The following is a 23,910-nucleotide window of genomic DNA, read 5'->3' as shown; positions in this document are numbered from 1 at the left end:
TCAGCCTCGACGCCACTCAGATCGAAAAGGTCAGATCGACGGCGCGCCATCATCGGCGGACTGTGCAATGACCTTGCGGGCAGCCGCTTCGGCTCGTTCGCTCAACTCCTCGATACGATGACGGGCGCGCGGCGCCCAGAAATCCGGCACGATGAACCCACGCGCGTGCTCGAACCAGTCGGACGTGCCGCCGGAAGACGCATCGCGGTGGTCCCCCGCCTCACTCCCGCCCTCAGTCCGTCTCCGCAACGAGACGATCAGCAACGGCTCGGCCACCCCACGTTCGTGCCAGTGCGCTTCGATCCGCGCACGCATGGCGTCCAGCGATAGCGCCGCCGATGCCTCCACGCGCGCGGGAGCGAGCCAACGGGCACGCGGGAGCATCGCCCACCGCTGCGCCTGCTGCGCCGATTGCGTCGATTCCGCATGCGACCACCACTCGTCGAGCGTCGCCCACCACCCCCTGCCGTGCCCGTCGGACGCCACCCGCGGCAACCGTCCGTCTTGGCCCAGCGGATGAAAGAGCCAGCCCTTGAGATACACCTGCGGCAACCACGGTCCGGGTGCGGGCAGCGCGCTGCGTACGGCGTCGAACGTGGTCAACCGCAGTTGGTGCCCCAGCAGTCGCGCCACCTTGTCGGCAAAGCTATCGGCGAGATTCGGCCCCAGCCAACGAAACTGGACAGCGCGCTCATCGAGCGGCGGCGACGATGTCTCGGGCGGCACATACAGGTACAACTTCACCGCAAGTTCCCAATGCAATAACCTGCGATCGGCCTGTCGCGAGAGCAGGAAATCGCACTCGCCCAGCGTCATGTTGCCGCGCCGGGCATCTCGCACTTGCAGGCCTGCCGCCAGCAAGTCGAAATCCGGACTGTGAAGGAGCGCGAAGTGCAGCAATTGCTCCGCGTAACGCCCGAGGCGATGACTTTCGCCTCGCGCGAGCATTTCGCGCAGCGGTTCGGAATCAGCGTCGCAAGCCAGCAACCAGTCTCGCAGGGCACGAGACGGCGAGGTCGTGGAGGTCGTTGTGGTTGCGGAAGTTCTGGAGATTGCGGAGGTTGCGGCGACGGCGGAGGCCGCGGATGCGTCGACGAGAGACGCATGCACGTCGGCCCCATCGGATTGCGCGACAGTCGCCGCGTGATGCGCGTCCCCATCTGCGGGTGCACGCACCGACGCAGCGTCAGCATCCTGGAAATGCGCCAGCGCCGCCGGGAACCGCGCGGCGCTGAGCAGATCGGCGGACAACAATAACCACGCGAGGTCGCGCACAGGCGCCTCGCGCAGCGTTTCTATCAGTTCGCCGTAGGTTTGTCGTCCAGAGTCGTTTCGCACACCGCCTCGTAGGTAGCCCGCGCCAGGCACCAATCCGTCCAGGCTTTGGCCTTGTCGGGCAGACTGCGCAACAGATAGGCCGGATGGTACGTCACGATCACCGGCACCCCTTCGTATTCGTGGACTCGTCCACGCAGGCTGGCGATACTCGCCTGCGTGCGCAAGATGCTCTGCGCGGCGAAGCGCCCCATCACCACGATCACGCGCGGCTTGAGCAACGCGACCTGACGCTTCAGATACGGCTCGCAACTCGCGACCTCATCCGGCTCGGGATCACGATTGTTGGGCGGACGGCATTTCAGCACGTTCGCGATATAGACGTTCTCGCCACGCTGCAACGCTGACGCACGCAGCATGTTGTCGAGCAACTTGCCCGCCTGACCGACGAACGGCTCGCCCTGCAAGTCCTCCTGCTGCCCCGGCGCTTCGCCTACGAGCAGCCAGTCGGCCTCGCGATCGCCCACGCCGAACACCGTCTGCGTACGCTTTTCGCACAGCCCGCAGAGGCGGCAATTCGATACCCGCTCCGTCAGCGCATCCCAATCCAGCGTTTCGACGCCCGGCAACTTCGGTCGCGAAGGCGTGTCTTCAGCGCCATCGCGCACGATCGACCACAGCGCAGCATCGGCAGCGGCATCGCCATCACCGAAGCCATCGCTATCGAGCCACATCGGTACGTCGTCGGGCGGGATGTCGGCGGCGCGGCGGTTCGATTCGCGCGCGACGGGGGCAGGCGCAACTTCGCGTCGTACGGGGGCCGCAGGGGCGTCGCCGAGCGCGGGAGCGCGCGTCGCGGGCCGCGCCATCCCGGCCGACGGCACCGCAGACGGCATATCCCATGGGGGCGACTCCTCGCCCGGCACCACTGTCGGAGAAATCTCGGCGACTTGCATGGGAGACGCCTCAAGCGTCGCGACATCCCCTTCGTCCGCAGTGACGGCGGATGCCGCTGCGTTCGCCACGGCGTCGTTCGACATCCACACCGGCCACAGCCCGAACTCTTCCAGAATCGCTTTAGGCCACGGCACGATCGGTCTCCCACGACAGGCGCATCACGATAGCGTCTTCACGACGCCCGCTCGCCGGATAATATCCCTTGCGTCGGCCGATCTGCTCGAAACCGAAACGCTCATAAATGCGCAAGGCGCGCATGTTCGACGGACGCACTTCCAGCAGCACGCCGCCCATCCCCAACTCGCGCGAGACCCGCACGACTTCTTGCAACAACTGCACGCCCAGGCCGTTACCCTGCATCTCGGGCGTCACGCACACATTGAGCAAATGCGATTCGTCGACGACCGGCATCAGCAGGAAGTAACCCAGCAGCGTGCCGTCCACCGCTCGCAGACACACGCCGCGGTGCCCGGCTTCGAGCGAATCCGCGAAGTTCTGACGCGTCCACGGAAACGGATAAGCGCGCACTTCAATCGCAATGACCTCGTCGAGATCGGCCAGCGTCATCGGCGAATAATGGTTGGGCCCGGCCTGACGCATCAGGTGGCCCCCTTGCTGTCGACCTGACTTGCCGCCTGCTTGATCGCTTCACGCTCGGCAGTCGTCTGCGCCACCTTGTTGCGGATGTAGACGGGCATCGCCTGATCGGCGGGAATCGCCTCTCCACGCGCGAACGCCCGCGCCGCCAGTTCGGCGACGTAACGGGCACGCGGCATGGCGTCGGCGAGCACGGCCTGCGCCTGAACGCTGGCTTGCAGACGCTCGCCGAACGCCGTCACGGCATTACCCGCGACGACGAAATCGGTGTCCGGCGCGCGGACTTGCTCGGCCGCATCGAGCGACGGCGCCTGCATTTCGCGCCAGTCGCCGGACGCGTCGTCCCATACGTAATCAGACCAATAGGCCTCGTTCATTCGTGCGTCGAGCGCCACGAGCACCCGCTGCGTACCCACGCGCATGGCGCGCGCAGTTTCCGCACAGGCGAGCAACGTACCGACAGGCACCACCGGCAATCCGGCGCCGAAGGCCAATCCCTGCGCGACGCCACAGGCCGTACGTAATCCGGTGAACGAACCGGGGCCCGCGCCGAAGGCAATGGCATCGCACTCGGCCAGCATCACGCCGGCTTCGCGCAGCACGTCGCGGGCAGCGGGAAGAATGTGGGTACTGGAGACGGGGCCGGTATCGAGATGGCGCTCGACCACGAGGGCCGGTGCGCCAGTCGCGGCATCGTGACGATACACGGCGACCGAACAGAACTCGGTCGAGGTATCGAGGGCGAGAAGCGTAATCGAAGACATGGCGCTATTGTAATCGGGCGCACGCCGCGCAATCTAGCGAGATCGCGCCGATCCTCGACATCTCCGGCTCTAAGCGTCCGGCATGGCGAGCGAATCGGTCCAGGCAGCGGTTGACGGTTGAGGGCCGGTTGGCATTCGGACTGGCGACGGATCGGAGGCGCCGGAGCCCCCCCCGCCGCGGGGGCCCCACCACTCCGTGCAAATCCGAACGTGCATTATTTTTAAAACAGGTATATAATGCGCGCTTCGCCTCGCAGGGCCTTATGTGATTCCCCGCCTGGCGACGATAACTGCGTTTTGCCCCAATCCTGTGATAAGCCGCTGTAGTTCTTGCCGGTACTGGCGTTCTTAAGAACGACCCGCCACCGTCCCTTGGCTTACGATACGGATTTCGATCCGCTTTCTGCCCCATCCGCGATTTGCTTCCTGCTTGCGACGAATTGGGTTTGCCGATTGGCGCCAACGCCCCGACATAACCTTACAATCCGCAAGAGGATTCATGGAACAGCATTCCAAGCTGTCTGCCATCGCGCAGACGTATTTCCCGTCGTCCGAAGAAAACGAAAAGCCTGCCATTGAGGTCGCCAGCGACGACGACGGCAAGCCCACGTTCGCCGAACTCGGCCTGAACGAAGCCATTCTCTCGGCACTGACCACCGCCGGTTACACCCACCCGACGCCCGTGCAACAGCGCGCCATTCCTGCTGCGCTGGCGGGCCGCGATCTGCTGGTATCGAGCCCGACGGGTTCGGGCAAGACGGCCGCCTTCATGCTGCCGGCCATTCACCGCTTCGCCGAAATGCAAGCGGCCGGCGAGCTGAACAACCGCGCCCCGGCCGCGCATCCGCGCAACCAGCCGGCTGCCCCCGGTGAGAAGCCCCGCAAGGGCCAGCGCGTGCGTCGCGTTGCCGCTCAGCCGCTGTTGCTCGTGCTCACGCCCACGCGTGAACTCGCTCAACAGGTCTCGACCGCTGCCGATACGTACGGCAAGCAACTGCGCCGTCTGCGCACGGTCAGCATTCTGGGCGGCATGCCCTACCCGCGTCAGCTCGAAATGCTGGCCAAGCAGCCCGAGATCATCGTGGCGACGCCGGGCCGTCTGCTCGATCACATCTCCAGCGGCAAGATCGATCTGTCGCAACTGATGATGCTCGTGCTCGACGAAGCCGACCGCATGCTCGACATGGGCTTCATCGATGACATTCAGGCTATCGTCGACGCCACGCCGGAAACGCGCCAGACGCTGCTGTTCTCGGCCACCATCGACGGCCGCATGGGTGAAATCACCCGCCGTCTGCTGCGCGATCCGGAAACGATCGAGATCACGCGTGGCAGCGAGCAACGCACCAACGCGAACATCGAGCAAACGCTGCACTATGTGGACGATCGCGCCCACAAGGATCGCCTGCTCACGCACCTGCTCGGTAACGATTCGCTCGACCAGGCCATCGTGTTCACGTCGACCAAGCGCGACGCCGACCTGCTGGCCGATCAACTCGAACAAGCCGGTTTCGACAGCGCTGCACTGCATGGCGACATGCCGCAAGGCGTGCGTAACCGCACGCTGCGCGCACTGCGCGAGCGTCGTGTGCGCGTGCTGGTGGCCACCGACGTCGCCGCACGCGGCATCGACGTGCCGGGCATCACGCACGTGTTCAACTACGACCTGCCGAAGTTCGCGGAAGACTACGTCCACCGTATCGGCCGTACGGGCCGTGCCGGTCGTCGTGGCGTGGCCGTGAGCCTTGCCGCTCACGCCGAAATCGGTGCTGTGCGCCGTATCGAACGTTACACGCGTCAACCGCTGCCGGTGAACATCGTGGCCGGCTTCGAGCCGCGCCGCTCGCCGCCGAAGGCTGGCGCCGGCGGCAAGCGCCCGGGTCCGGGCCGTGGCGGTCCGCGTCATGGTCAGGGTAACGGTGGCGGCCGTTGGAGCAACAGCGGCCCGCGTCACGGCAGCAGCGGTGGCAACAGCGGTTACGGCGGTGGTAACGGCGGCAGCGGCGGCTATCAGGGCGGCCAGCGCTTCGGCGGCAACAAGCCGGCCGGTGCACCGTTCGAGCGTCGCGAAAGCAGCGGCTATCAGGGCGGCTACCAGCAGGCTGGCAGCGGCAATGGTGGTAACGGTGGCGGTAATGGCTTCTCGAACGGCGCGTCCACGGACCGCTTCGAGCGTCGTTCGCCGCGCCCGTTCGACGACAGCCGTCAGGACCGTGGCACCCGCTCGTTCGAAGGCGGCGGCTATCGTCAAGACCGCGGCAACCGCAGCTTCGACGGCCAACGTCAGGATCGCGGCTATGGCAATCGTGGCAACGGCGGTGGCTTCAACAAGCGTCGCGGCGACTAAGCAACGCTTTTGTCGGTGAGACCGGTGAGAACCGGTTTCGCATGGATCGACACAAAACCCCGGCATCGACGCACGTCGTCGATGCCGGGGTTTTCGTTTGTGCGGGCGATTGACGTCAACTCGACGCACCGCCGAATCAGCGCACGTGGCGTCGACGCAATCCCAAGGTGGACTGCGTAGCGTCGCTCAATACATCAACGTCAAGACGCTCGTCCAGCATGACAGGTGGCGACACGGCTGCGGGAGATTGCGAGGCAGGCCCGGCGCGCTCCCGGAAAGCCTGAGCAAGAACTTCAAGCCAATTCAATTCGGGAACGTCACCACCAGCAGCCTGTAGCATGTCGAGAACCAACATACCCTGAAATAGCTCCCCCTCCACCACCCGCATCTTTGTCTGCGGATGGACGTGAGTCTCCTTCACCCTGTTCCCCGTCTCCGAGGCCACAACATCGAAGACTCCGTCACACCCGGGTGTTGGATGACGCCTCGCCAGTAGCATCCAGGATTGCTCCGCGTCCTCGCGAAAATCAATACCTGCGTGCGGATCTCCCATATCAACAAACCGGATCCTGTACGCCCCGAAACGCAATGCATCACCGACAAACGCCTCGCTGCGCCGCGCAATGGCACTGCGAATCGCCGGTGCCAGCACTGCCACGCTCAGACCCGGACCCACCGGCAACCCCAAACGCTCGAAACAAGGAGATGCATTCTCGCGCAGCGCCTTGTTCAATGGCGACGCCTCCAGGTGGTCCAGCCTGCTTGCGACCAGCAGTGCCACCTCGGCAGACATCAATCGAAGACCGCGAACGTCCAGCAACCCCAGAAGACGACGCCCTTGTTGGTAGATGACGCCCACCGAGCGACAATCTTCCAAAGCGCGCACCGCCCCGGCGACCCCGCACAAGAGGTAGGGAAATACATCGACGCTCAGGGCGACCTCACACGCAGAGACATATTCCATTGCTGCGGAGGACGGCTGCCCCGCCGTTTCATAGGCTCCGGCAATTTTGAGATGCCAGTCCGCGAGTGCCTGCCCCGCATCCCGGGTCAGGCCAGTTCTCGCCAGGGCTATCGACTCACCGATCGTCGGGCCAAAGGTGAAGCGTTTTCTGAGGAACGTCAACATCTCGCCAGCCGTAATACGGCCTTCAGCGTTATTCGCCCCGGTTGGCAGAATGGGCACGAACCACGAAGTCCGTGGAATTCTCACCGTAATCAGGCCATCGTTGAAGACTTTTACCGCATCTTCGAATCGACACCACGGGACCTCGGACTGAAAAAGCATCTCGGCCCGCAGTTCCGGCGAAAGACGCCTGAATACCCGAAGGCTGCACTCTCCGGTTTCGATGGGATAGTGACTCGCCCGATCTACGAGATATTGCCGCCCGTCCGGGTATGCCGAAAGCTGGCAGAATGCGAGCGCCTTGCGCAGCCCGCTCAGATCATGCGCATCCCGGCCCTGCGCCCAACGCAGCCCGGCATCCGACACTTCGTCAATGGTTTCGATGTCCGCCAGGAACGCCTCGAAGTCCGCAACACCGGCGCCATCCGGCGATCGTATCTTCGCCTCCAGTGCAACGATCAACGCGTGACTTTTGTCGTGAAGCGTCGGGCAGACGGCCGACGATTCGGCAGGTTGCAACGCAATAGACGAGGGGCCGAGGGGCGGTAGCATGGCAGTGGTCGTCCTGAGAAGATAACCACGTCACCCTCTCACCCCGTTCCTGCCGACGATTGCAGAAACCGACGATCCCGCCCCTCGTCCGCCTTACCCCTAGCTCGCCGCGAACCGGTCCGTCGCCTCGATCAGCCAGTGCAGGATGCTCGGTTCGCTAAAGGCGTGCCCGGCATCGGGGGCCCAATAGAAATCTGCCTCGGGCCACGCTTTGTGAAGATCCCACGCCGTTCGCGCAGGCGTCGCCATGTCGTAGCGCCCCTGCACGATCACGCCGGGGACGTCGCGCAGCACCTGCGCGCCACCGATCAACTGGTTCGGCTTGAGGAAGCCGTCGTGCACGAAATAATGGTTTTCGATGCGCGCGAAGGCAATCGCGTAATGCGGATCACCGAAGGCTTCGGCAAGCTGATCGTCCGGCAACAGTGTGATCGTGCCGCCCTCCCACATGCTCCACGCGCGTGCCGCTTCGATGCGCAGGGCCTCGTCGGGATGCGTGAGACGCTTCTGATAGGCACGCATCAGATCGCCGCGCTCTTCGAGCGGGATCGGCGCGAGAAACTTCTCCCAACGGTCGGGGAACAGCCACGACGCGCCCTTCTGGTAGTACCAATGCAACTCCTCGCGTCGCACCGTGAAAATGCCTCGCACTACCAGTTCGCTGACCCGGTCGACGTGTGCCTGCGCGTACGCCAACGCCAGCGTGCTACCCCATGACCCGCCGAAAACGAGCCATTGTGCATAGCCGAATCTCGTGCGAAGCGCTTCGATGTCGTCGACCAGATCCCAGGTCGTGTTGTAGTCGAGGCTCGCGTGCGGCAACGAGCGGCCGCAACCCCGCTGGTCGAACAGCGTGATGCAGTATTTCGCGGGATCGAACAACCGGCGATGCTCCGGCGAACATCCGCCACCGGGGCCACCGTGCAGGAACACGGCAGGTTTGCCTTTCGGATTACCGCACCGCTCCCAGTAGATCTGGTGCCCGTTACCGACGTCGAGCATGCCGCTTTCGAACGGTTCGATGGGCGGGTACAAACCGCGTGGCGACGTCGGAATGGTCTCGACGACCTTGCCCGGACCGCGCAACGCGCGCTGCGATACGCGCTTGGGTTGTGCGCTGGAAACGGTGTCCGGAACCTCGGGAATATCGGGTGGCATCGGCATCCTCACGTGAACGATGATCAAAGCGTGACTCGGTGGAACGCAACGCCAGGCGCGACGGACAATCAGCCGACGCACGCCGACGATGCGAGCGCGGACGAGTAGGACGAGGACCAATACAGCAAAGTTCAGTGTAGCGCGGTGCCTCAAACAAGACAAAGCAGCGCGAAAACAAAATGGGACGATGTCGCCATCGTCCCATCGTGTTGCGTTATCTGCCGATTTTCACGCGATACAGTTCCATACCGCGCGAGTTCGGCAACTGCCCTCACATACCGTCAGTGGGCCAGCGTCTGACGCATCAGACCTCTTCGTACAGCGGCAGCGTGAGGAAGTCGACGAAGTCCTCGCTCGTGCTCATCTGCTCGAAGATCACGGCGGCGCGATCGTACGTCGGCGCGACCTGCCCCACGAGTTCCTTGACGTTGACGAGTTCCTGCGCAATCAGGTCGCGCACCAGTTCGGCAGTGACCTTGCGACCATCTTCGAGCTTGCCCTTGGGCGAGCGAATCCATTGCCACACTTGCGAGCGCGAGATCTCGGCGGTGGCCGCGTCTTCCATCAGGTTGTGGATGGGCACGCAACCGTTGCCGGCAAGCCAAGCGCCCAGATAATGGATGCCGACGTTGATGTTGTTACGCAGCCCCGCTTCGGTGATCGGCGCTTCGGGCTTGAACTCCAGCAGATCGCGGCCCTTGACGCTCACGTCGTCGCGCTGCTTGTCGATCTGGTTCGGGCGCTCGCCCAGCACCTTCACGAACTCTTCCATGGCGACCGGCACGAGTCCCGGGTGCGCGACCCAGCCACCGTCGTAACCGTCCGTCGCATCGCGCGCCTTGTCGCTACGGATGCCCGCCATCGCCTTTTCGTTCGCCTCCGGATCGCCCTTGATCGGAATCAGCGCACTCATGCCGCCGATGGCCGGTGCATTGCGGCGATGGCACGTCTTGAGCAACAGCAACGCATAAGCACGCATGAACGGCACCGTCATGTTGATGCGGCTGCGATCGGCCAGACAGAAATCGGCGTCGACCTTGAACTTCTTGATGCACGAGAAAATGTAGTCCCAACGACCGGCGTTCAGGCCCGAGCTATGCTCGCGCAGTTCGTACAGAATCTCGTCCATTTCGAACGCCGCGAGGATGGTCTCGACGAGCACCGTCGCCTTGATGGTGCCCTGCGCCACGCCCAGTTCGTTTTGCGCGAGCACGAAGACGTCATTCCACAGACGCGCTTCGAGATGGCTCTCCAGCTTCGGCAGATAGTAGTAAGGACCGAAGCCGCGCGCGAGCGACGTCCTGGCGTTATGGAAGAAATGCAGACCGAAGTCGAACAGGCTGCCCGACACGCGCACACCGTCCACGCTCACATGCTTTTCGTCCAGATGCCAGCCGCGCGGACGCACGATCAGCGTGGCCACCTTGTCGTTCAGCGCATAGCGCTTGCCATTCTGTTCGAGGCTGATGGTGCCGCTCACGGCGTCGCGCACGTTGATCTGACCTTGCAGCTGGTTGTGCCAGTTCGGGGTGTTCGAATCCTCGAAGTCGGTCATGTAGCTGTCAGCGCCGGAGTTCAGCGCGTTGATGATCATCTTGCGCTCGACCGGACCGGTGATTTCCACGCGACGGCATTGCAGCGCCGCCGGCAGCGGCGCGATGCGCCAGTCGCCGTCGCGAATCGCCTGCGTCTCGGGCAGGAAGTCGGGCACTTCACCGGCGTCGAGCCGGGCGACACGCGCTTCGCGTGCAGCAAGCAGCGCCTGACGTTGCGATTCGAACGCGCGATGCAGCTTGGCGACGAAGGCCAGCGCTTCGGGCGTCAGAATGGCTTCGTACTCGGGACGGATATCGGTGGCGTCGACATGCAGTTGCATGCCGGGGGGCAGGCTCAGGGGCATCAGGGATCTCCAACAGCTCGATTTATGTAAGAGGTGCGCCGCAAGGGGGAACATCAGGGGCTTTGCGCGGGGCCTCCCGCCTCGTTGGGCTGGTAAGGCACGCATCTCCGTCAATGCCGCGAGCCACGCGGCTCGTCAGCATTGACTGTCGATTTTATTATTGAAGTTAATCATCATAAAGATGCATGAAAATCACTTTATCTATGACTTTTTAGTACATAATCCATGCCATGGATCGCTTCAAACAAATCGAAACGTTCGTTGCCGTGGCCGCCAAGGGAAGTCTGTCTGCCGCCGCGACGCTCGAAGGTGTGGCCCCGGCCGTGATCGGGCGGCGTATCGACGCGCTTGAATATCGCCTGGGCGTGAAATTGCTCGTGCGCACGACTCGACGCGTCACGCTCACCTTCGAGGGCTCCGCCTTTCTCGAAGACTGCCAGCGCATTCTCAACGAGATGCACAACGCCGAAGCCGCCGTGTCTGCGGGAGGCGTGAAAGCGAGCGGACATCTGCGTCTCTCGGCGCCGGCCGGCTTCGGTCGACGGCACGTCGCCCCGCTGCTGCCGGTGTTCATTGGCGCGCATCCGGACGTCACCGTCACGCTCGATCTCTCCGACCGGCTGGTGGATCTGGTGAACGAAGGCTTCGATTGCGCGATCCGGTTGGGCGAACTGGCCGATTCCAGTCTCGTGTCGCTGCGACTCGGCGAGAACCGGCGCGTGTGCGTGGCAGCGCCCGCCTATCTCGCGCGGCACGGCCGCCCCGAATCGCTGGAGGCGCTCGCCCGTCACAACTGCCTGGCGTTCGGCGCCACTGCCAACCAGCAACGCGGCTGGACCTTCTCGCAAGACGGCAAGGTCGTCACCATCCGCGTGAGCGGGACGATGGAATGCACCGACGGTGCCGTGCTGCATGACTGGTGTCTGGAGGGCTACGGGCTCGCCTGGCGCTCGTGGTGGGAAGTCGGTGACGATATCCGCGCCGGTCGGCTCGTCACGGTGCTCGATGAATTTGCCGCGCCGCCTATCGGCATTCACGCCGTGTTCCCGCAACGCCGTCACCTGCCCTTACGCGTGCGTCTGTTCATCGACCATCTCAAGCATCACTACAGCAGTTCGGCATACTGGCAAGATGAACCGCTGCCGGGCGGCATGGCGTCAGGAGAATTGCACCAACGCTGAGCATGGGGCTTCGCACGGTGAGTGCCGGGCGGTGCGTACCGAGACGTGCGTCGATCCGACGCCACCATGCGACGGAACGTTTACTACGTAATAAGCGTCTCAATTATCGACATCATGCATGACCACCGGGTTTGCCCCCGTTGCTGCAACGCGCCAAAGCCATAGAATCGAATCGAAGGTTCCGCTGACGATGCGCAGGAGGCCATATGTTATTTACCCATATCCTCATTCCTACCGACGGCTCGGAGCTATCCGAAAAAGCCGTCACCGGCGGGCTCGAACTGGCACGAGCCCTCAACGCCAAAGTCACCGGCTATTGTTGTCTCGCCGAGTATCCCTACTCTCCCTTCAGCGAATACGTGCTCGAAGCCCCGGCAACGTTCAGTGAAAGGATCGCCGAAGAAGCGTGCGCGCATCTCGACGGTCTGGCGCAAGCGGCGGCCGCCGCAGGCGTGCCGTTCGAGCGCGACAGTTCCACGTTTCCAGCGCCCTATCTGGGCATCATCGACGCCGCGGAACGTCACGGTTGCGACGTCATTCTGATGGCATCGCATGGTCGGCGCGGTCTCACGAGCCTGCTGCTCGGCAGCGAGACGCAACGCGTGCTCGTGCACTCCAAGATCCCGGTACTCGTCTACCGTTGATCCGGCACTGAGCACCGTACGTATCAGGGCCATCAGGCCACCCGCGTGAGCGCGGGTGGCGTCCTGCTTCTGTTTGCCCGACTTGCGGACCGTCAGACCGATTTCGATGCCACATTGTCGAGACGGTAGCGCGGGGCCGGCTTCGCGTTCGAAAACTTGGGCGCGAGCAAGCGCCGGTCGGCTTCCCATCGCGCCCAATCGTCGCCGTCCTGCAACGTCGGGATCGTGACCGTTTCTCCCTGATCCAACCCCACCAGCGCCGCATCGACCAGATCCTCGGCGCTCATCGTGCTCGCCGCTTCCTTTTGCTTCGCGTATCCCGCGACATCCCAGAACTCGGTCGCCGTCGCCGCCGGCAGCACGGTCTGAATGCGTACCCCCTTGTTCGCGAGATCGCGCTGGAGGGCATGACCGAAACTCAGCACGTAGGACTTCGATGCACTGTAGACACCATTGAGTGCCTCGACCGCGATGCCGACGACGGACGCGATGTTGACGATCGTGCCGGCGCCTTTCGCGGCAAAGACGGGTGCGACGGCGTAGGTCAGACGCGTGAGTGCCGTGATGTTGAGGTCGATCATCGCGCTCATCTCGTCGACGTCGCTATCGAGCACCGACGCCACCGATCCCACGCCGGCATTGTTCACGAGGAGCGTGATGCTCGCGTCGTCGCGCAGCACGTTTTCGAGGGTCGCGAGTTCGGCTTTGTCGTTGAGGTCGATGGCAAGCGTCTTCACCGAGCGCCCGGTTGCCGCGATCAGCCGCTCGGCGAGTGCCGTCAGACGTGCGGCGTTGCGGGCGACGAGAATCAGGTCGTAGCCGCGTCGCGCCAGACGGTCGGCGTATACCGCACCGATCCCTGCGGAGGCGCCCGTGATCAGCGCCGTGCCCTTCGTGGTCGGCACCGACGATGCGGTGGAAACTGGATTCGGGGATTGTTCAGTCGTCGTCATGATTCGTTTCTCGTTCGGAAAATGGCTCCGGCGGGCTGCCGGGATGACAGTCATTCTGGTACCGATGCAAAACATCCTCAATGACGTAGATGCAATGATTTAGGTCAATTAAAATGACCTGAAAATCCATTGATACGTCTTGAATCCTGTATATTCCAAAAATCAGGACATTCTCTGGAGCAACGATCATGCATACCGTCGGCCTCGTCGTCTACCCCGGATTCCAGGCGATGAGTCTCTCCGTGGCGAGCGTCTTCGAGTACGCCAACGTCTTGCGAGGCGAGCGCATCTATCAGTTCCGGCTGGTGTCCGAGGACGGCGGCCCCGTGATGACCTCGCAGAGCTTCTCCGTCAACACCGACCGGCTCCGGGACTCGACTTACGACACCCTGATCGTCGCCGGCGGCAACGACGGCCAACTGCCGTCGCCCGGCCTGCTCGCTTATCTGCGCAACGCGCCGAACGAAAGCCGGCGCATCGCCTCCATCTGCACGGGGTCTTTCGTGCTGGCGGCTGCCGGGTTGCTCGACGGGAAACGCGCGACCACGCACTGGTTTCACGCGCAGGAATTCCGTCAGCTTTACCCCGACGTTCTGCTCGACGAAGATCGCATCTTCGTGGTGGATGGACAGCTATGGACGTCTGCCGGCATGACGGCGGGCATCGACCTTGCATTGGCCATCGCGGAGAAGGATCTCGGGTTGGAGACGACGCGACAGATTGCCCGCAAGCTGGTCGTGTACCAGCGCCGCGGCGGCGGGCAGTCGCAGTTCTCGGCGTTGCTCGAACTCGACGCCAAGTCCGACCGGGTGCAGATGGCGCTCACGTACGCCAGGGAGAATCTAAGCGCCCCGCTGTCGGTCGAGACGCTGGCTGACGTGGCTCGACTGAGCCCACGCCAGTTCAGTCGCGTCTTTCGTGAGGAGACCGGCCAGTCGCCCGCGAAGGCTGTCGAGCGGCTGCGCGTCGAAGCGGCGCGACTGATGATGGAGACCACGCGTCATCCCATCGAAATCATTGCGCGCGAGACAGGATTCGGCGACCGGGAACGCATGCGTCAGGCATTCTTGCGCGCGTTCGGGCAGTCGCCGCAAGCGATTCAACGCACGTCCGGGAGTGCGGCACTCGTGTGATGCCGAACGCACAGGGTCGTGGCCGGCCCGGTTTACCGGGCGCAATGCCTGCCCGACAACGTGAGTCATCGATCTGAAGCGGCAATGAAAAAAGGCCCGTGAGCCGGATAAGCTCACGAGCCTTCTCTCGTTCAGGCGTGCTTGCAGCCCTCACCGCGACGGGAACGCCGTCAGGTCTGCCCCGGCCGGATAAGCCGGACGCGCGATCGTCTCGACACGATACGTTCCGCCGGCCGGCCATGCGCCCCCACGCGCATCGTCGTCCTGCGGGCGCATCGCACCCTCCCTCAGCCCGGTCAGGCTGCCTTGACCTGCGCCTTCTTTTCGTCGAAGAACTGTTCGTCCTCCGTCGAACCCTTCAGGGCCGTGGTCGATGCGTCACGCTCGATCGTTTGCGTGACGGCATCGAAGTAGCCCGTACCCACCTCGCGCTGGTGCTTGACTGCCGTGAAGCCCTTGTCGGCTGCGGCGAATTCGGCTTCCTGCAACTCCACGAAGGCGCTCATCTGACGACGGGCGTAGCCGTGAGCCAGGTTGAACATCGAGTAGTTCAGGCTGTGGAAGCCGGCCAGCGTGATGAACTGGAACTTGTAGCCCATCGCACCGAGTTCCTTCTGGAACTTGGCGATGGTGGCGTCGTCGAGGTTCTTCTTCCAGTTGAACGACGGCGAGCAGTTGTACGAAAGCATCTTGCCCGGGAAGTGCTTGTGGATGCCTTCCGCGAATTGCTTGGCGAACTCGAGATCCGGCTTGCCGGTTTCGCACCACACCAGGTCAACGTACGGTGCGTAGGCAAGACCGCGAGCAATGGCCTGATCCAGACCGTTACGCGTGCGGTAGAAGCCTTCGACCGTGCGCTCGCCGGTGCAGAACGGCTGATCGAGCGGATCCACGTCGGCGGTAATCAGGTCGGCCGCTTCGGCATCGGTACGGGCGATGAGCACCGTCGGCACGCCCAGCACGTCGGCAGCCAGACGCGCCGCCACCAGCTTTGCCACGGCTTCGCGCGTCGGCACGAGCACCTTGCCGCCCATGTGGCCGCACTTCTTGACCGAAGCGAGCTGATCTTCGAAGTGCACGCCGCCGGCGCCCGCTTCGATCATCGCCTTCATCAGTTCGAAGGCGTTGAGCACGCCACCGAAACCGGCCTCTGCGTCGGCCACGATCGGGGCGAAGTAATCGATATAGCCTTCGTCGCCCGGATTCTTGCCTTCCGACCACTGGATCTGATCGGCGCGCGTGAAGGTGTTGTTGATACGGCGCACGACCTGCGGCACCGAGTTCGCCGGGTACAGCGACTGATCCGGGTACATTTCACCGGCAACGTTGGCGTCGCCGGCAACTTGCCAGCCCGACAGGTAGATGGCCTTGAGACCGGCCTTCACCTGCTGCATGGCCTGATTGCCGGTGAGCGCGCCGAGGGCGTTCACGAACGGCTCGTCGTTGATCATGCTCCACAGGCGCTCGGCGCCGCGACGCGCCAGCGTTTGTTCCGGCTGAATCGAGCCGCGCAGACGCACCACGTCTTCGGCCGAATAACCCCGCTTGATACCCTTCCAGCGCGGGTTGGTCGCCCAGTCTTGTTCGAGTTGCTTCACTTGCTCTTGGCGCGTCGTCATGATGATCTCTCCTGGTTTCTCGATACAGATATAAAGGGGGTAATCCGTTGCTGCCCGATGATCGCCGCGACTGCGGTTGACCGCTTTCGGCGTGTCCAGATCGGCAGGTCTTGTATAAGAGTTTAGGGATTTCTCATGCAACGCAACAGAACGAATCAGCGTCTCATTGAAGATTTTTTATATATATAAATCAAATACTTGAATAAATAATTTCTCAATATGAAACGTTATTTTCCTTCCTGAAATTGCTGGGTTGTGCCAAGCAGCGCAAATTTTTACGCACCGCAAAGGCATTCCACATCATGAAAAAAGCCGATGACACAGGTCATCGGCTTTGGAAGATTTGCCTCGCCAGGGACGCTATCGTCCCGAGGGTGAGTGACTGGAGACGTTCTGCGCGCGCGTCGAGGCCGCGCTACGCATGCTCTAGGACGCGGCTCGGCGTGTGGACGGAACCGTCTTGGGCGGCTTGCAGACCAGCCAGACAGCCACGGCGATGAAGCAGCCGCCGAAGAAGTGAGCCATCGTGACGGCTTCGTCCAGAAACAGTGCCCCCCACAGCACGCCGAACGGCGGGATCAGGAACGTGACGGTCAGCGAGCGCAGCGGCCCGAGATCGGCAATCAACCGGAAGAACAACATATAGGCGACGGCGCTGCACAGGAAGCCGAGCGCGGCCATCGCAGCCCAGACGCCGGCGGTCGTCGGCCCCGGCATACCGGACGTTGCGCTCACGTACCCGAAGAACGGCAGCAGCACCACCGCGGCCCCCAGTTGGCTGCCGAAAGCGACGAGCTTGGCGTCGAGGCCACCTTTTTCGGTGATCCAGCGTTTGGTGAGATAGCCCGCGAGCCCATAGCAGGACGTGGCGACCAGACAGGCGAGCGCGCCCATCAGGACCGGCCCCGACATCGTGACCGGGCCCGTGCGTGTCAGCACCGCCACACCGATCAGCCCGAGCACCACGCCCCAGCTCTTCGCCCCGGTCAGGCGCTCGCGGAAAAACAGCGTGCCGATAACCACACCCATCATCGGCGTGGTGGCGTTGAGAATCGCGGAGTATCCGGCGGGCAGCACACGTGCGGCGAGGCAGTACATCACGAACGGGATGCCGGAATTGATGACGCCGAGCAGCATCGACGCCCCCAGCAATCCTTTGAACTCCCAACGAACGCGCAGTACCAGCAAGATCACAGCCAGACCGACGGCACCCAGCGTGACGCGGAAAAACGCAGTGGGTAGCGGCCCGAGCGCGGGCACGATGATGCGCATGAAAAGAAAGCTCGCGCCCCAGATGGCAGAGAGCGTCAGCAAACGGGCTATATCGGATGAACGCATGGTCGGACGGACGGCACGCGGGGCCGCCCGGAAAGAATCGGGATGCCTGAATCGTCCCACAACGTCACCCGCGACGCTGGTCATAATCGGACATGACGCGCTCGGGTCAGAGCCCCTTGATCATTTTGATCACAAGGTCATCAGGTCGCCCGCCCGGAATCGCCCAGGCACTCGCCCAAAGATGGATTCGTACCGCGTGTTTTCGGAATCGTCGTATTGAAGCCGAGAAACCCCGTTCGATAAGGTCATGCGTCGTACTCACGGAGCCTTCATACGATATGTCGTATTCAACGTTGCCCGCGCCAGTCCTTTGCCACACGTTACACCCGCTTCCGAGGCGTCACGTTCAGCGTCAGAGCGCCCTGCCCGCGATCGCTTCGCGCGGTTACGATCTCTGGAATCATTACGAGGTCAGTTGGCTGGACATGCACGAGCGCCCGCAAATCGCCGTCGTCGAACTGGTCATTCCGTGCGATTCGCCTTTCACGCTTGAGATGACCGATGCCCAGCGGTACTTCCTGACACTCCGCGAATGCCGCTTCGAATCGTCGGACGCTCTGGAAGCCCACATCGCCGGAGAACTGTCGCGCTGCCTCAACGCGTATGTTCTTGTTCGGACCACTCCCGTTCGCCAGGCCGTTCGCAGTACTGCCATGGCGGGTCCTCACTCGGAAACGCTGAACACGGAGCCTGTCCCGCTGGTGCGCGGTGGTGTCGATGCCAAGCTATTGCGTCAGCGCCGGGACGCCGACGCGCCGTCGACGTCCGCCGTTCATGAGTGTCTGACCTCAGACCTGTTAAGTGTGCGTTGTCCGCTGGGCGGTGGCGTCGACTACGGAACGGTATGGGTCGAACACGAAGGCGCCGCCATTTGCCGACGCTCGCTCATGGCGTATGTCCTGTCGTACCGCGACAGCGCTTTATACATTGAGCAATGCGTGGAGACGCTCTTCTCCGATATTCTCACGCGCTGCACACCGTCGCGATTGACGGTCGGCGCTCGCTTCACCCGACGCCACGGGCTCGACATCAATCCGGTCCGATCGACACACGCGGTCGCCATCACCAACCTGCGCACCGTTCGCCAATGACAGCCCCTACCCAGAGATTCTCCGCGGCGCTTTCCGAGCCACCCGACGCCGACGCCACGCTCACACCTCAGACTACACGGATCACGCCGGCCGTCATCGTGCTGGCGATCGGGTTTGTCAGCTTCCTCTTGATCTCGAACGCGCTGGGCGCGCGGGTGTGCGAAGTCACGCTCCCATGGCGCCTCGCCGGTGAGCCATTCCGGCTCACTTTCTCCGCCGCGCTGATCAGCTTTCCGTTGGCGTATCTGTTTTCATCCGCGCTGACGGAGGTCTACGGCTATCGCATCAGCCGCCTGGTGATATGGGGAGGCCTCGGTGCGAATCTGGCAATGCTGGCGTTCCTATGGCTAATGGCCATGTTGCCGACCGACCCGGCTTGGGCAGCCCAAACCGGCTTTACCGATGAAGTTCAGCGACGCTGGTTCGAGTCGATCGCCCACATGTTTCTGGCGTCCGTGTCGGCATGCTTCGTGGGTGAGTTCGCCAACGCCGCGACGCTGGTGCGTATGAAAGTCGCGATGCATGGCCGACTGGCGAGCCTTCGTCTGATGGCAGGCAATGCGCTTGCCGCGCTGCTGGACTCAGTCGTCTTCGTCGTCGTGGCGTTTGCTTACGTGCTCGATGTCGACGCAATGGCACGCATGGCCGGGCTCGAATTCGTCTTCAAATGCGCACTGCAATGGCTGATGTTGCCGTTTACGGTCGGTCTGACGCGTTGGCTCAAACGCAACGACGACATCGATCACTATGACGTCGGCACATCGCTGAATCCCTTCGGTTTGCATCTCTCATCGTCACCTCCGCCACACCGAAACCGATAACAGGCGCCGGACGCTGCCCATGACACTCACGCGGCGCTCGAACCCCGTGCGCGGCGATGGGCGACCCAGTCGCCGCCGGAAATCTGCGGAAGCTGGCTCACCGCCGACTCGCCCACGGGGTAGACGATGCAAGCGTATGTCGCACCGTTGCATGTCACGTCGCGCATCTCACGAACGAACAACCCCGCTTTGCCCGGGTAGACGGCTTCGATTTCGTCGAGTACGGGAATCAACGCCGGGGAAATGCGATAGACGTCACCGGTAACCTGCTCGGCCTGTCCGGATGACGCCCCGTCCAGCACCATGCCCGGATAGTGACCGAAATCGTAGAGGCGTCCGCCGAGCGCAGAGGCGCCGACGAACACCGGCGCCGCAATCCCGTGACGCGCCGCCGCACGCATCATGTCGTTGATCTCGCCCGCACGCAGCGTGCCATAGACGAAGACGTGCACGGCGTCGCCCTGCGGATCGGTCGCGGGAGAAGGCGTCGAAGTATCGGGCGAGGCAGTCGTCATGTCGGGGGTCCGGATCGAAAGTGACAGGCAACGAGTTTACACTTACAAAAATCCCAATTGTCGCGATCACGCCATGCCGAATCTTGCGCCCGAGCCATCCGGTCCAATGGATGCCGAGCCGCCCACCGCCATCCAAAGCGAGTTCGACAGCTATGTCGTGCCCGAAGCCTTCGCGCCGACGCGAGCGCGCCCGGTACGCTTGCGTGCGCGGCCGTTGAGCGACGGTATTCGCGTGCCCAACCATCGACACGCCTGGGCGCAGGTCGCCTACACGCCGCGCGGCGTCATCCAGATCGCCGTCGCAGACGCCGCGTGGATCGTCCCGCCATCGCGCGCCATCTGGATTCCGCCCGATATCGAGCACAGCCTTCAGGTCAATGAGCCGTCGTATCTGCGCACACTTTACGTGCATCCCGAGGTCATTCCCTCCGGCCTCGATCACTGTCGTGTGGTGGAAGTCTCGCCGTTGCTGCGCGAACTGATCGCCGCCATCGACGTCCCCGAGCAGGATCTCGACACGCCACGCGAGCAAATGCTCGGCGGTTTGATTCTGGACGAATTACGCCGCGCATCTCCGCTACCGCTGGAGGTGCCTCTGCCGCGCGACAAACGGCTGCTCACGCTTTGCAACGCGATGCTCGCCGATCCGGCGCGCGCCTGGACGCTCGATCAATGGGCACGGTATGCCGGTGCGAGCCCGCGCACCATCGGACGCCTGTTCCGGCAGGAACTGAATATGAGCTTCGTGCAGTGGCGCCAGCAGGCTGTCCTGGCGCAGGCGATTCCGCTTGCCTCGAAAGGCTACCCGCTGGCTCGCATCGCCCGCGAACTGGGCTATCGGAGTCAGAGCGCGTTTTCCGCGATGTTCAAACGCACCTTCGGACGCACCCCGACCGATTTCTTCGCCACGCCGCCGGACATCACATCTGGCGGAACAAGTGAGCGTACTGACGACTGACGGCCACGCGGTCTTTTCGTCGCTTGAGCTTGAGGGTCAGACGGCCGAGCGGCGTGTGCTGCGCGCTAACGACCTCGCCGACATTGACCACGGTGCTGCGGTGCACTTGCCAGAAGCGCGACGGATCGAGCTGCGGCAGCAGTTCACGCAAACTCGTGCGAATCAGCAGATCGCCATCGACCGTTGCCACGACGACGTATTTATCCGCCGCTTCGAAAAAGCAGATTTCCTCGACCGGCACGATGCGGATCTCGTCGCGCACGGAAGCCCGCACGAATTGCAGGTACTCGCGAGGGGCTTGTGGCATCGTCGGTGCCCCGAGTGCGCCAGTGGCGCCATCCGTCGGCTTCGTGCCTGGCACACGATTCGCACCGCTGGCCCCATGACGGTCATGCGCACCGTTCTCACTCTTCGCCCCCGGCGCGCCCGGCGCGCCGCTTGTCGCCGCCGTCGCTGACGGCACGGTCTCCAGATGCGCGCGCAGCGTCGTCAGCAACTGGGAGAGCGTGTCACCGGTTGGGGCAGCCAGGCGCTCGCGTACACGTGCCACCGTCCGCGCGAGTCGCTCTGGCTCGACTGGCTTGAGCAGATAGTCGACGGCGGCGGCGTCGAAGGCATCGAGTGCGTAGCGGTCGAAAGCCGTCACGAACACGATTTGCGGCGGATGGGCCAGCCGGGCGCAAGCGCGGGCGACGTCGATGCCGGTTGCACCGGGCATCGAGATGTCGAGAAACACGACATCCGGACGCGCTTGCGCAATGGCGGCAATCGCCGACGTGCCGTCCGATGCGTCGGGCAGCACTTGCAACTCGGGCCACGCCTGCGCCAGCATGGCGCGCAGCGCGTCGGCGAGCAACGGTTCATCTTCGGCAATCAGGGCGACGGGGGATGTCATGCACTCCACTCTCTGCGACTAGAAACCTGGGTACCGCTTGCACTGCCGACGGCGTCCGCACCTACGGACGCCCTCACCGGCAAACGCAGCGTTGCGACGACACCCTGCGGCACGCCTTCACTGAGCGTGAGGCGCGCCTCGTCGCCATAGAGCACCCGCAAGCGCTCCCGAATATTCGTCAGACCGATACCAGCGGTACGTGCAGAACGGTCGGTATCGATTCCGCCAGACGCCATGGCCGTGTCGACGGCGAAACCTGCGCCGTCGTCCGCTACCCGAAGCACGACATACGTCACACCGGACCTTATGCCGGATGCCACGCCGGACGTCATGCCCGATGCTTCACCGCTCCCCGCAAGCTCCAGCCGGGCGCTCACGGTCACCGTTGCGCCCATGGACAGCGGTTCCACACCATGTTTGACCGCGTTCTCGACCAGCGGCTGCACGAGCATCGGCGGAAGACTCACCGCGCGACATTCGTCCGGCAGATCGAACGTATAACGCAAACGCTCGCCGAAACGTACCTGCTGAATCGCCAGTAAGGCATCGAGCAGCGCAAACTCGTCGGCGAGTGTCGTCGCATCGGCACGGGTCGCCGCAAGCGAGGCACGCAGGAACCGGTTGAGATGCCCGAGCAGCACGCGCGCCCGCGCCGGATCGCTCGCGATGAGCGAGTCGAGATTGGCCAGCACATTGAACAGAAAGTGGGGTTCCAGTTGCGCTTGCAGTGTCTGAAGGCGGGCATGCACCAGTTGCCTGTCAGCGGCCGCCTCACGCAATGTCTGCTGCGCTGCCGCTTCGCGCAACTGCGCGATACGCGCCCGCGACCAGCCGTGATAACTGCCGATCGCCGAGGCGATCAGCGCAATCAGCAACGCCAGCGGCAAGGCATGACCGTTCACGGGCCGCCACATCGACAGCGGCAGTCCCAGCAACGCCGTGCCCGTCGCAATGCCCAATACCAGGCCGGCGACACAGCCGCCGACGACGAGCGTCAAAAACCAGGGCATCGATGGTCGGGCGTCGCCCCAGATCACCCGGCGGCCACCGTCGATGAACAGTGTGATGGCAATGCCGATGCACTGACTGAAGACAAGGTTCTGCCAGAACGTGCCGCCGAAGCCGATCACCCATAGCAGGAACGCCACAACCGTATTGAACAGAAGGACGCCGGCCAACTCACGAGCGAAGCGATGCCCGTGGCCGCGCAACGTCCCGAGAGCGCCGGCGTGCTCAGTCTGTACGGATGAGGGAGATTTCATCGTCGAACTCATTGCCCTGCCCCTCCCGCTGCCGCGATCCACGTCGCAGCGGCTGCGTCGTTCTCAACCGTCGATGCGGACGTCATGAGGGTTTGCGTTGGTTTATGCGGCGTAATTTGCGTCTGTTTTAATGCACCTGCCTGCTTATCGCTATTGTCGCCATGCCGGGCATCGGTGGGCCCCGGCGCGGGAGATCCCCCCGGCGGTACGTCATGTTGCCACACTTGGGCGAGCGCGACGCTGAGCGTGCGCCCCGGCACCACGACGGCGGCAATGCCCGCAATCGCCAGCCCGGCGTACAGGCCGAGCATCTGACGGCGATGCGCGGCGACGTGGTGCTGCCGGATCGCCCTCACGGCAAACACCAGACTCACCAGCACGTACATGGCGAGCGCGTGCAGCCACGAAAAATGGCCCTTCTCCAGTTCGCGAATACCGAAGCTCGTCGCGGCAGTCGCGGCCATCGCCACGACCCACAGACGCCCCAGCCACCGATGTCGCGGTGTGCCTCGCGGTGCGAGCAGAATGCCTGCCCCCGCCAGCAACGCCGTCACCGCCGCCCCCAGATGCATCGCCACTATCGTCGCCATGATGTCCTCGTCAGGTTGATTCATGGCGTGACGATAGGACGCGGGCGCACCCGGCACATCCGGCTTGCGACGAACGGACGGCGATCCTCGCCAACGGTTGCCGGATGGCGCGAATGACAGCGGTCGTTTCCGGGGGCATCCCATCACGTCCGGCCGCTATTCGATGGTGACGGCAGTCGCAGCAACCGCAAGGACCGCAGCGGTCGCGCATTTTCGCCGAGGATTGTGACATGA

The 23,910-nt window shown here is 63.4% G+C and carries 22 protein-coding genes; 7 read left to right on the top strand and 15 right to left on the bottom strand.

Going from position 1 to position 23,910, the window contains the following annotated elements:
• Positions 1 to 30 precede the first annotated feature (30 nt).
• Genes PCA20602_RS22445 through tsaB form a run of 4 tightly spaced genes read right to left on the bottom strand, consistent with a single transcriptional unit; the run spans position 31 to position 3,593 of the window.
• Positions 31 to 1,338, bottom strand: a complete 1,308-nt coding sequence (locus tag PCA20602_RS22445) for a DUF1853 family protein (protein ID WP_174981451.1) — start codon at positions 1,336 to 1,338, stop codon at positions 31 to 33.
• The gene (locus tag PCA20602_RS22440) at positions 1,299 to 2,366 is read right to left on the bottom strand and encodes a uracil-DNA glycosylase (RefSeq protein WP_150723085.1); all 1,068 of its coding nucleotides are present in this window, start codon (positions 2,364 to 2,366) and stop codon (positions 1,299 to 1,301) included. The genes PCA20602_RS22445 and PCA20602_RS22440 overlap by 40 nt, the downstream gene beginning before the upstream one ends.
• On the bottom strand, positions 2,353 to 2,832 hold the full coding sequence (gene rimI / locus PCA20602_RS22435; RefSeq protein ID WP_150723084.1) for a ribosomal protein S18-alanine N-acetyltransferase: 480 nt from the start codon (positions 2,830 to 2,832) through the stop codon (positions 2,353 to 2,355). Before rimI ends, PCA20602_RS22440 begins: the two co-directional genes overlap by 14 nt.
• Entirely contained in the window at positions 2,832 to 3,593 is a 762-nt protein-coding gene (gene tsaB / locus PCA20602_RS22430) for a tRNA (adenosine(37)-N6)-threonylcarbamoyltransferase complex dimerization subunit type 1 TsaB (protein ID WP_150723083.1), read from the bottom strand. Before tsaB ends, rimI begins: the two co-directional genes overlap by 1 nt.
• A gap of 499 nt (positions 3,594 to 4,092) precedes the next feature.
• Between tsaB and PCA20602_RS22425 the strand changes: the two genes are divergently transcribed.
• Positions 4,093 to 5,940, top strand: a complete 1,848-nt coding sequence (locus PCA20602_RS22425) for a DEAD/DEAH box helicase (RefSeq protein ID WP_150723082.1) — start codon at positions 4,093 to 4,095, stop codon at positions 5,938 to 5,940.
• A gap of 136 nt (positions 5,941 to 6,076) precedes the next feature.
• On the opposite strand, the gene PCA20602_RS22420 is transcribed toward PCA20602_RS22425, so the two are convergent.
• The 3 genes from PCA20602_RS22420 to aceB all read right to left on the bottom strand — a co-directional run bounded on the left by PCA20602_RS22420 (position 6,077) and on the right by aceB (position 10,676).
• Positions 6,077 to 7,618: a hypothetical protein gene (locus PCA20602_RS22420; RefSeq protein WP_150723081.1), complete on the bottom strand. Its 1,542-nt coding sequence runs from the start codon at positions 7,616 to 7,618 to the stop codon at positions 6,077 to 6,079.
• A gap of 99 nt (positions 7,619 to 7,717) precedes the next feature.
• Positions 7,718 to 8,653 carry a prolyl aminopeptidase gene (gene pip / locus PCA20602_RS22415; RefSeq protein ID WP_174981489.1) on the bottom strand — a complete coding sequence of 312 codons (936 nt, stop codon included), beginning with the start codon at positions 8,651 to 8,653 and terminating at the stop codon, positions 7,718 to 7,720.
• A 427-nt stretch (positions 8,654 to 9,080) separates the two neighbouring features.
• Positions 9,081 to 10,676: a malate synthase A gene (gene aceB / locus PCA20602_RS22410; RefSeq protein WP_150723079.1), complete on the bottom strand. Its 1,596-nt coding sequence runs from the start codon at positions 10,674 to 10,676 to the stop codon at positions 9,081 to 9,083.
• Positions 10,677 to 10,906: 230 nt separating this feature from the next.
• Here aceB and PCA20602_RS22405 point away from each other — a divergent pair, with 230 nt between their 5' ends.
• Positions 10,907 to 11,857, top strand: a complete 951-nt coding sequence (locus PCA20602_RS22405) for a LysR family transcriptional regulator (RefSeq protein WP_150723078.1) — start codon at positions 10,907 to 10,909, stop codon at positions 11,855 to 11,857.
• A 206-nt stretch (positions 11,858 to 12,063) separates the two neighbouring features.
• Entirely contained in the window at positions 12,064 to 12,501 is a 438-nt protein-coding gene (locus tag PCA20602_RS22400; RefSeq protein WP_069344949.1) for a universal stress protein, read from the top strand.
• 92 nt (positions 12,502 to 12,593) lie between these two features.
• Here PCA20602_RS22400 and PCA20602_RS22395 read toward each other — a convergent pair whose 3' ends face one another.
• Positions 12,594 to 13,454: an SDR family NAD(P)-dependent oxidoreductase gene (locus PCA20602_RS22395; RefSeq protein ID WP_150723077.1), complete on the bottom strand. Its 861-nt coding sequence runs from the start codon at positions 13,452 to 13,454 to the stop codon at positions 12,594 to 12,596.
• 188 nt (positions 13,455 to 13,642) lie between these two features.
• Here PCA20602_RS22395 and PCA20602_RS22390 point away from each other — a divergent pair, with 188 nt between their 5' ends.
• Positions 13,643 to 14,587: a GlxA family transcriptional regulator gene (locus tag PCA20602_RS22390; RefSeq protein ID WP_150723076.1), complete on the top strand. Its 945-nt coding sequence runs from the start codon at positions 13,643 to 13,645 to the stop codon at positions 14,585 to 14,587.
• 150 nt (positions 14,588 to 14,737) lie between these two features.
• On the opposite strand, the gene PCA20602_RS26235 is transcribed toward PCA20602_RS22390, so the two are convergent.
• The 3 genes from PCA20602_RS26235 to PCA20602_RS22380 form a co-directional block, all read right to left on the bottom strand.
• On the bottom strand, positions 14,738 to 14,863 hold the full coding sequence (locus PCA20602_RS26235) for a hypothetical protein (protein ID WP_281354671.1): 126 nt from the start codon (positions 14,861 to 14,863) through the stop codon (positions 14,738 to 14,740).
• A gap of 20 nt (positions 14,864 to 14,883) precedes the next feature.
• Entirely contained in the window at positions 14,884 to 16,206 is a 1,323-nt protein-coding gene (aceA, locus tag PCA20602_RS22385) for an isocitrate lyase (protein ID WP_069344947.1), read from the bottom strand.
• Positions 16,207 to 16,632: 426 nt separating this feature from the next.
• Entirely contained in the window at positions 16,633 to 17,544 is a 912-nt protein-coding gene (locus PCA20602_RS22380; RefSeq protein WP_150723075.1) for a DMT family transporter, read from the bottom strand.
• Between the two features lie 278 nt (positions 17,545 to 17,822).
• Between PCA20602_RS22380 and PCA20602_RS22375 the strand changes: the two genes are divergently transcribed.
• Positions 17,823 to 18,635, top strand: coding sequence for an NADPH-dependent 7-cyano-7-deazaguanine reductase QueF (locus PCA20602_RS22375; protein ID WP_174981449.1), 813 nt, complete (start codon positions 17,823 to 17,825; stop codon positions 18,633 to 18,635).
• The gene (locus PCA20602_RS22370) at positions 18,632 to 19,456 is read left to right on the top strand and encodes a VUT family protein (protein ID WP_174981446.1); all 825 of its coding nucleotides are present in this window, start codon (positions 18,632 to 18,634) and stop codon (positions 19,454 to 19,456) included. Before PCA20602_RS22375 ends, PCA20602_RS22370 begins: the two co-directional genes overlap by 4 nt.
• 26 nt (positions 19,457 to 19,482) lie before the next feature.
• Here PCA20602_RS22370 and PCA20602_RS22365 read toward each other — a convergent pair whose 3' ends face one another.
• The gene (locus PCA20602_RS22365; protein ID WP_150723072.1) at positions 19,483 to 19,971 is read right to left on the bottom strand and encodes a gamma-glutamylcyclotransferase family protein; all 489 of its coding nucleotides are present in this window, start codon (positions 19,969 to 19,971) and stop codon (positions 19,483 to 19,485) included.
• Positions 19,972 to 20,044: 73 nt separating this feature from the next.
• On the opposite strand from PCA20602_RS22365, the gene PCA20602_RS22360 reads away from it, so the two are divergent.
• Positions 20,045 to 20,929, top strand: coding sequence for an AraC family transcriptional regulator (locus tag PCA20602_RS22360; RefSeq protein WP_425495703.1), 885 nt, complete (start codon positions 20,045 to 20,047; stop codon positions 20,927 to 20,929).
• Here the strand turns inward: PCA20602_RS22360 and PCA20602_RS22355 are convergent.
• Genes PCA20602_RS22355 through PCA20602_RS22345 form a run of 3 tightly spaced genes read right to left on the bottom strand, consistent with a single transcriptional unit; the run spans position 20,892 to position 23,700 of the window.
• Positions 20,892 to 21,824, bottom strand: coding sequence for a LytTR family transcriptional regulator DNA-binding domain-containing protein (locus tag PCA20602_RS22355; protein WP_150723071.1), 933 nt, complete (start codon positions 21,822 to 21,824; stop codon positions 20,892 to 20,894). The genes PCA20602_RS22360 and PCA20602_RS22355 overlap by 38 nt on opposite strands.
• Positions 21,821 to 23,086, bottom strand: coding sequence for a sensor histidine kinase (locus tag PCA20602_RS22350; protein ID WP_174981443.1), 1,266 nt, complete (start codon positions 23,084 to 23,086; stop codon positions 21,821 to 21,823). The genes PCA20602_RS22355 and PCA20602_RS22350 overlap by 4 nt, the downstream gene beginning before the upstream one ends.
• A gap of 8 nt (positions 23,087 to 23,094) precedes the next feature.
• Entirely contained in the window at positions 23,095 to 23,700 is a 606-nt protein-coding gene (locus tag PCA20602_RS22345; protein ID WP_174981441.1) for a DUF2306 domain-containing protein, read from the bottom strand.
• Positions 23,701 to 23,910: the final 210 nt, after the last annotated feature.

Source organism: Pandoraea capi (genome assembly GCF_902459735.1).
Taxonomy (GTDB): Bacteria; Pseudomonadota; Gammaproteobacteria; order Burkholderiales; family Burkholderiaceae; genus Pandoraea; species Pandoraea capi.
This window is presented reverse-complemented; position numbering and strand designations above follow the sequence as displayed.

Coding starts and splice junctions, on each gene's coding strand:
- aceA (WP_069344947.1), bottom strand. CDS start 16,206: ATGACGACGCGCCAAGAGCAAGTGAAGCAACTCGAACAAGACTGGGCG.
- PCA20602_RS22400 (WP_069344949.1), top strand. CDS start 12,064: ATGTTATTTACCCATATCCTCATTCCTACCGACGGCTCGGAGCTATCC.
- PCA20602_RS22395 (WP_150723077.1), bottom strand. CDS start 13,454: ATGACGACGACTGAACAATCCCCGAATCCAGTTTCCACCGCATCGTCG.
- PCA20602_RS22370 (WP_174981446.1), top strand. CDS start 18,632: ATGACAGCCCCTACCCAGAGATTCTCCGCGGCGCTTTCCGAGCCACCC.
- PCA20602_RS22375 (WP_174981449.1), top strand. CDS start 17,823: ATGTCGTATTCAACGTTGCCCGCGCCAGTCCTTTGCCACACGTTACAC.
- PCA20602_RS22390 (WP_150723076.1), top strand. CDS start 13,643: ATGCATACCGTCGGCCTCGTCGTCTACCCCGGATTCCAGGCGATGAGT.
- PCA20602_RS22420 (WP_150723081.1), bottom strand. CDS start 7,618: ATGCTACCGCCCCTCGGCCCCTCGTCTATTGCGTTGCAACCTGCCGAA.
- aceB (WP_150723079.1), bottom strand. CDS start 10,676: ATGCCCCTGAGCCTGCCCCCCGGCATGCAACTGCATGTCGACGCCACC.
- PCA20602_RS22345 (WP_174981441.1), bottom strand. CDS start 23,700: ATGAATCAACCTGACGAGGACATCATGGCGACGATAGTGGCGATGCAT.
- PCA20602_RS26235 (WP_281354671.1), bottom strand. CDS start 14,863: ATGCGCCCGCAGGACGACGATGCGCGTGGGGGCGCATGGCCGGCCGGC.
- tsaB (WP_150723083.1), bottom strand. CDS start 3,593: ATGTCTTCGATTACGCTTCTCGCCCTCGATACCTCGACCGAGTTCTGT.
- rimI (WP_150723084.1), bottom strand. CDS start 2,832: ATGCGTCAGGCCGGGCCCAACCATTATTCGCCGATGACGCTGGCCGAT.
- PCA20602_RS22355 (WP_150723071.1), bottom strand. CDS start 21,824: ATGACATCCCCCGTCGCCCTGATTGCCGAAGATGAACCGTTGCTCGCC.
- PCA20602_RS22350 (WP_174981443.1), bottom strand. CDS start 23,086: ATGAAATCTCCCTCATCCGTACAGACTGAGCACGCCGGCGCTCTCGGG.
- PCA20602_RS22425 (WP_150723082.1), top strand. CDS start 4,093: ATGGAACAGCATTCCAAGCTGTCTGCCATCGCGCAGACGTATTTCCCG.
- PCA20602_RS22360 (WP_425495703.1), top strand. CDS start 20,045: ATGCCGAATCTTGCGCCCGAGCCATCCGGTCCAATGGATGCCGAGCCG.
- PCA20602_RS22365 (WP_150723072.1), bottom strand. CDS start 19,971: ATGACGACTGCCTCGCCCGATACTTCGACGCCTTCTCCCGCGACCGAT.
- PCA20602_RS22380 (WP_150723075.1), bottom strand. CDS start 17,544: ATGCGTTCATCCGATATAGCCCGTTTGCTGACGCTCTCTGCCATCTGG.
- PCA20602_RS22405 (WP_150723078.1), top strand. CDS start 10,907: ATGGATCGCTTCAAACAAATCGAAACGTTCGTTGCCGTGGCCGCCAAG.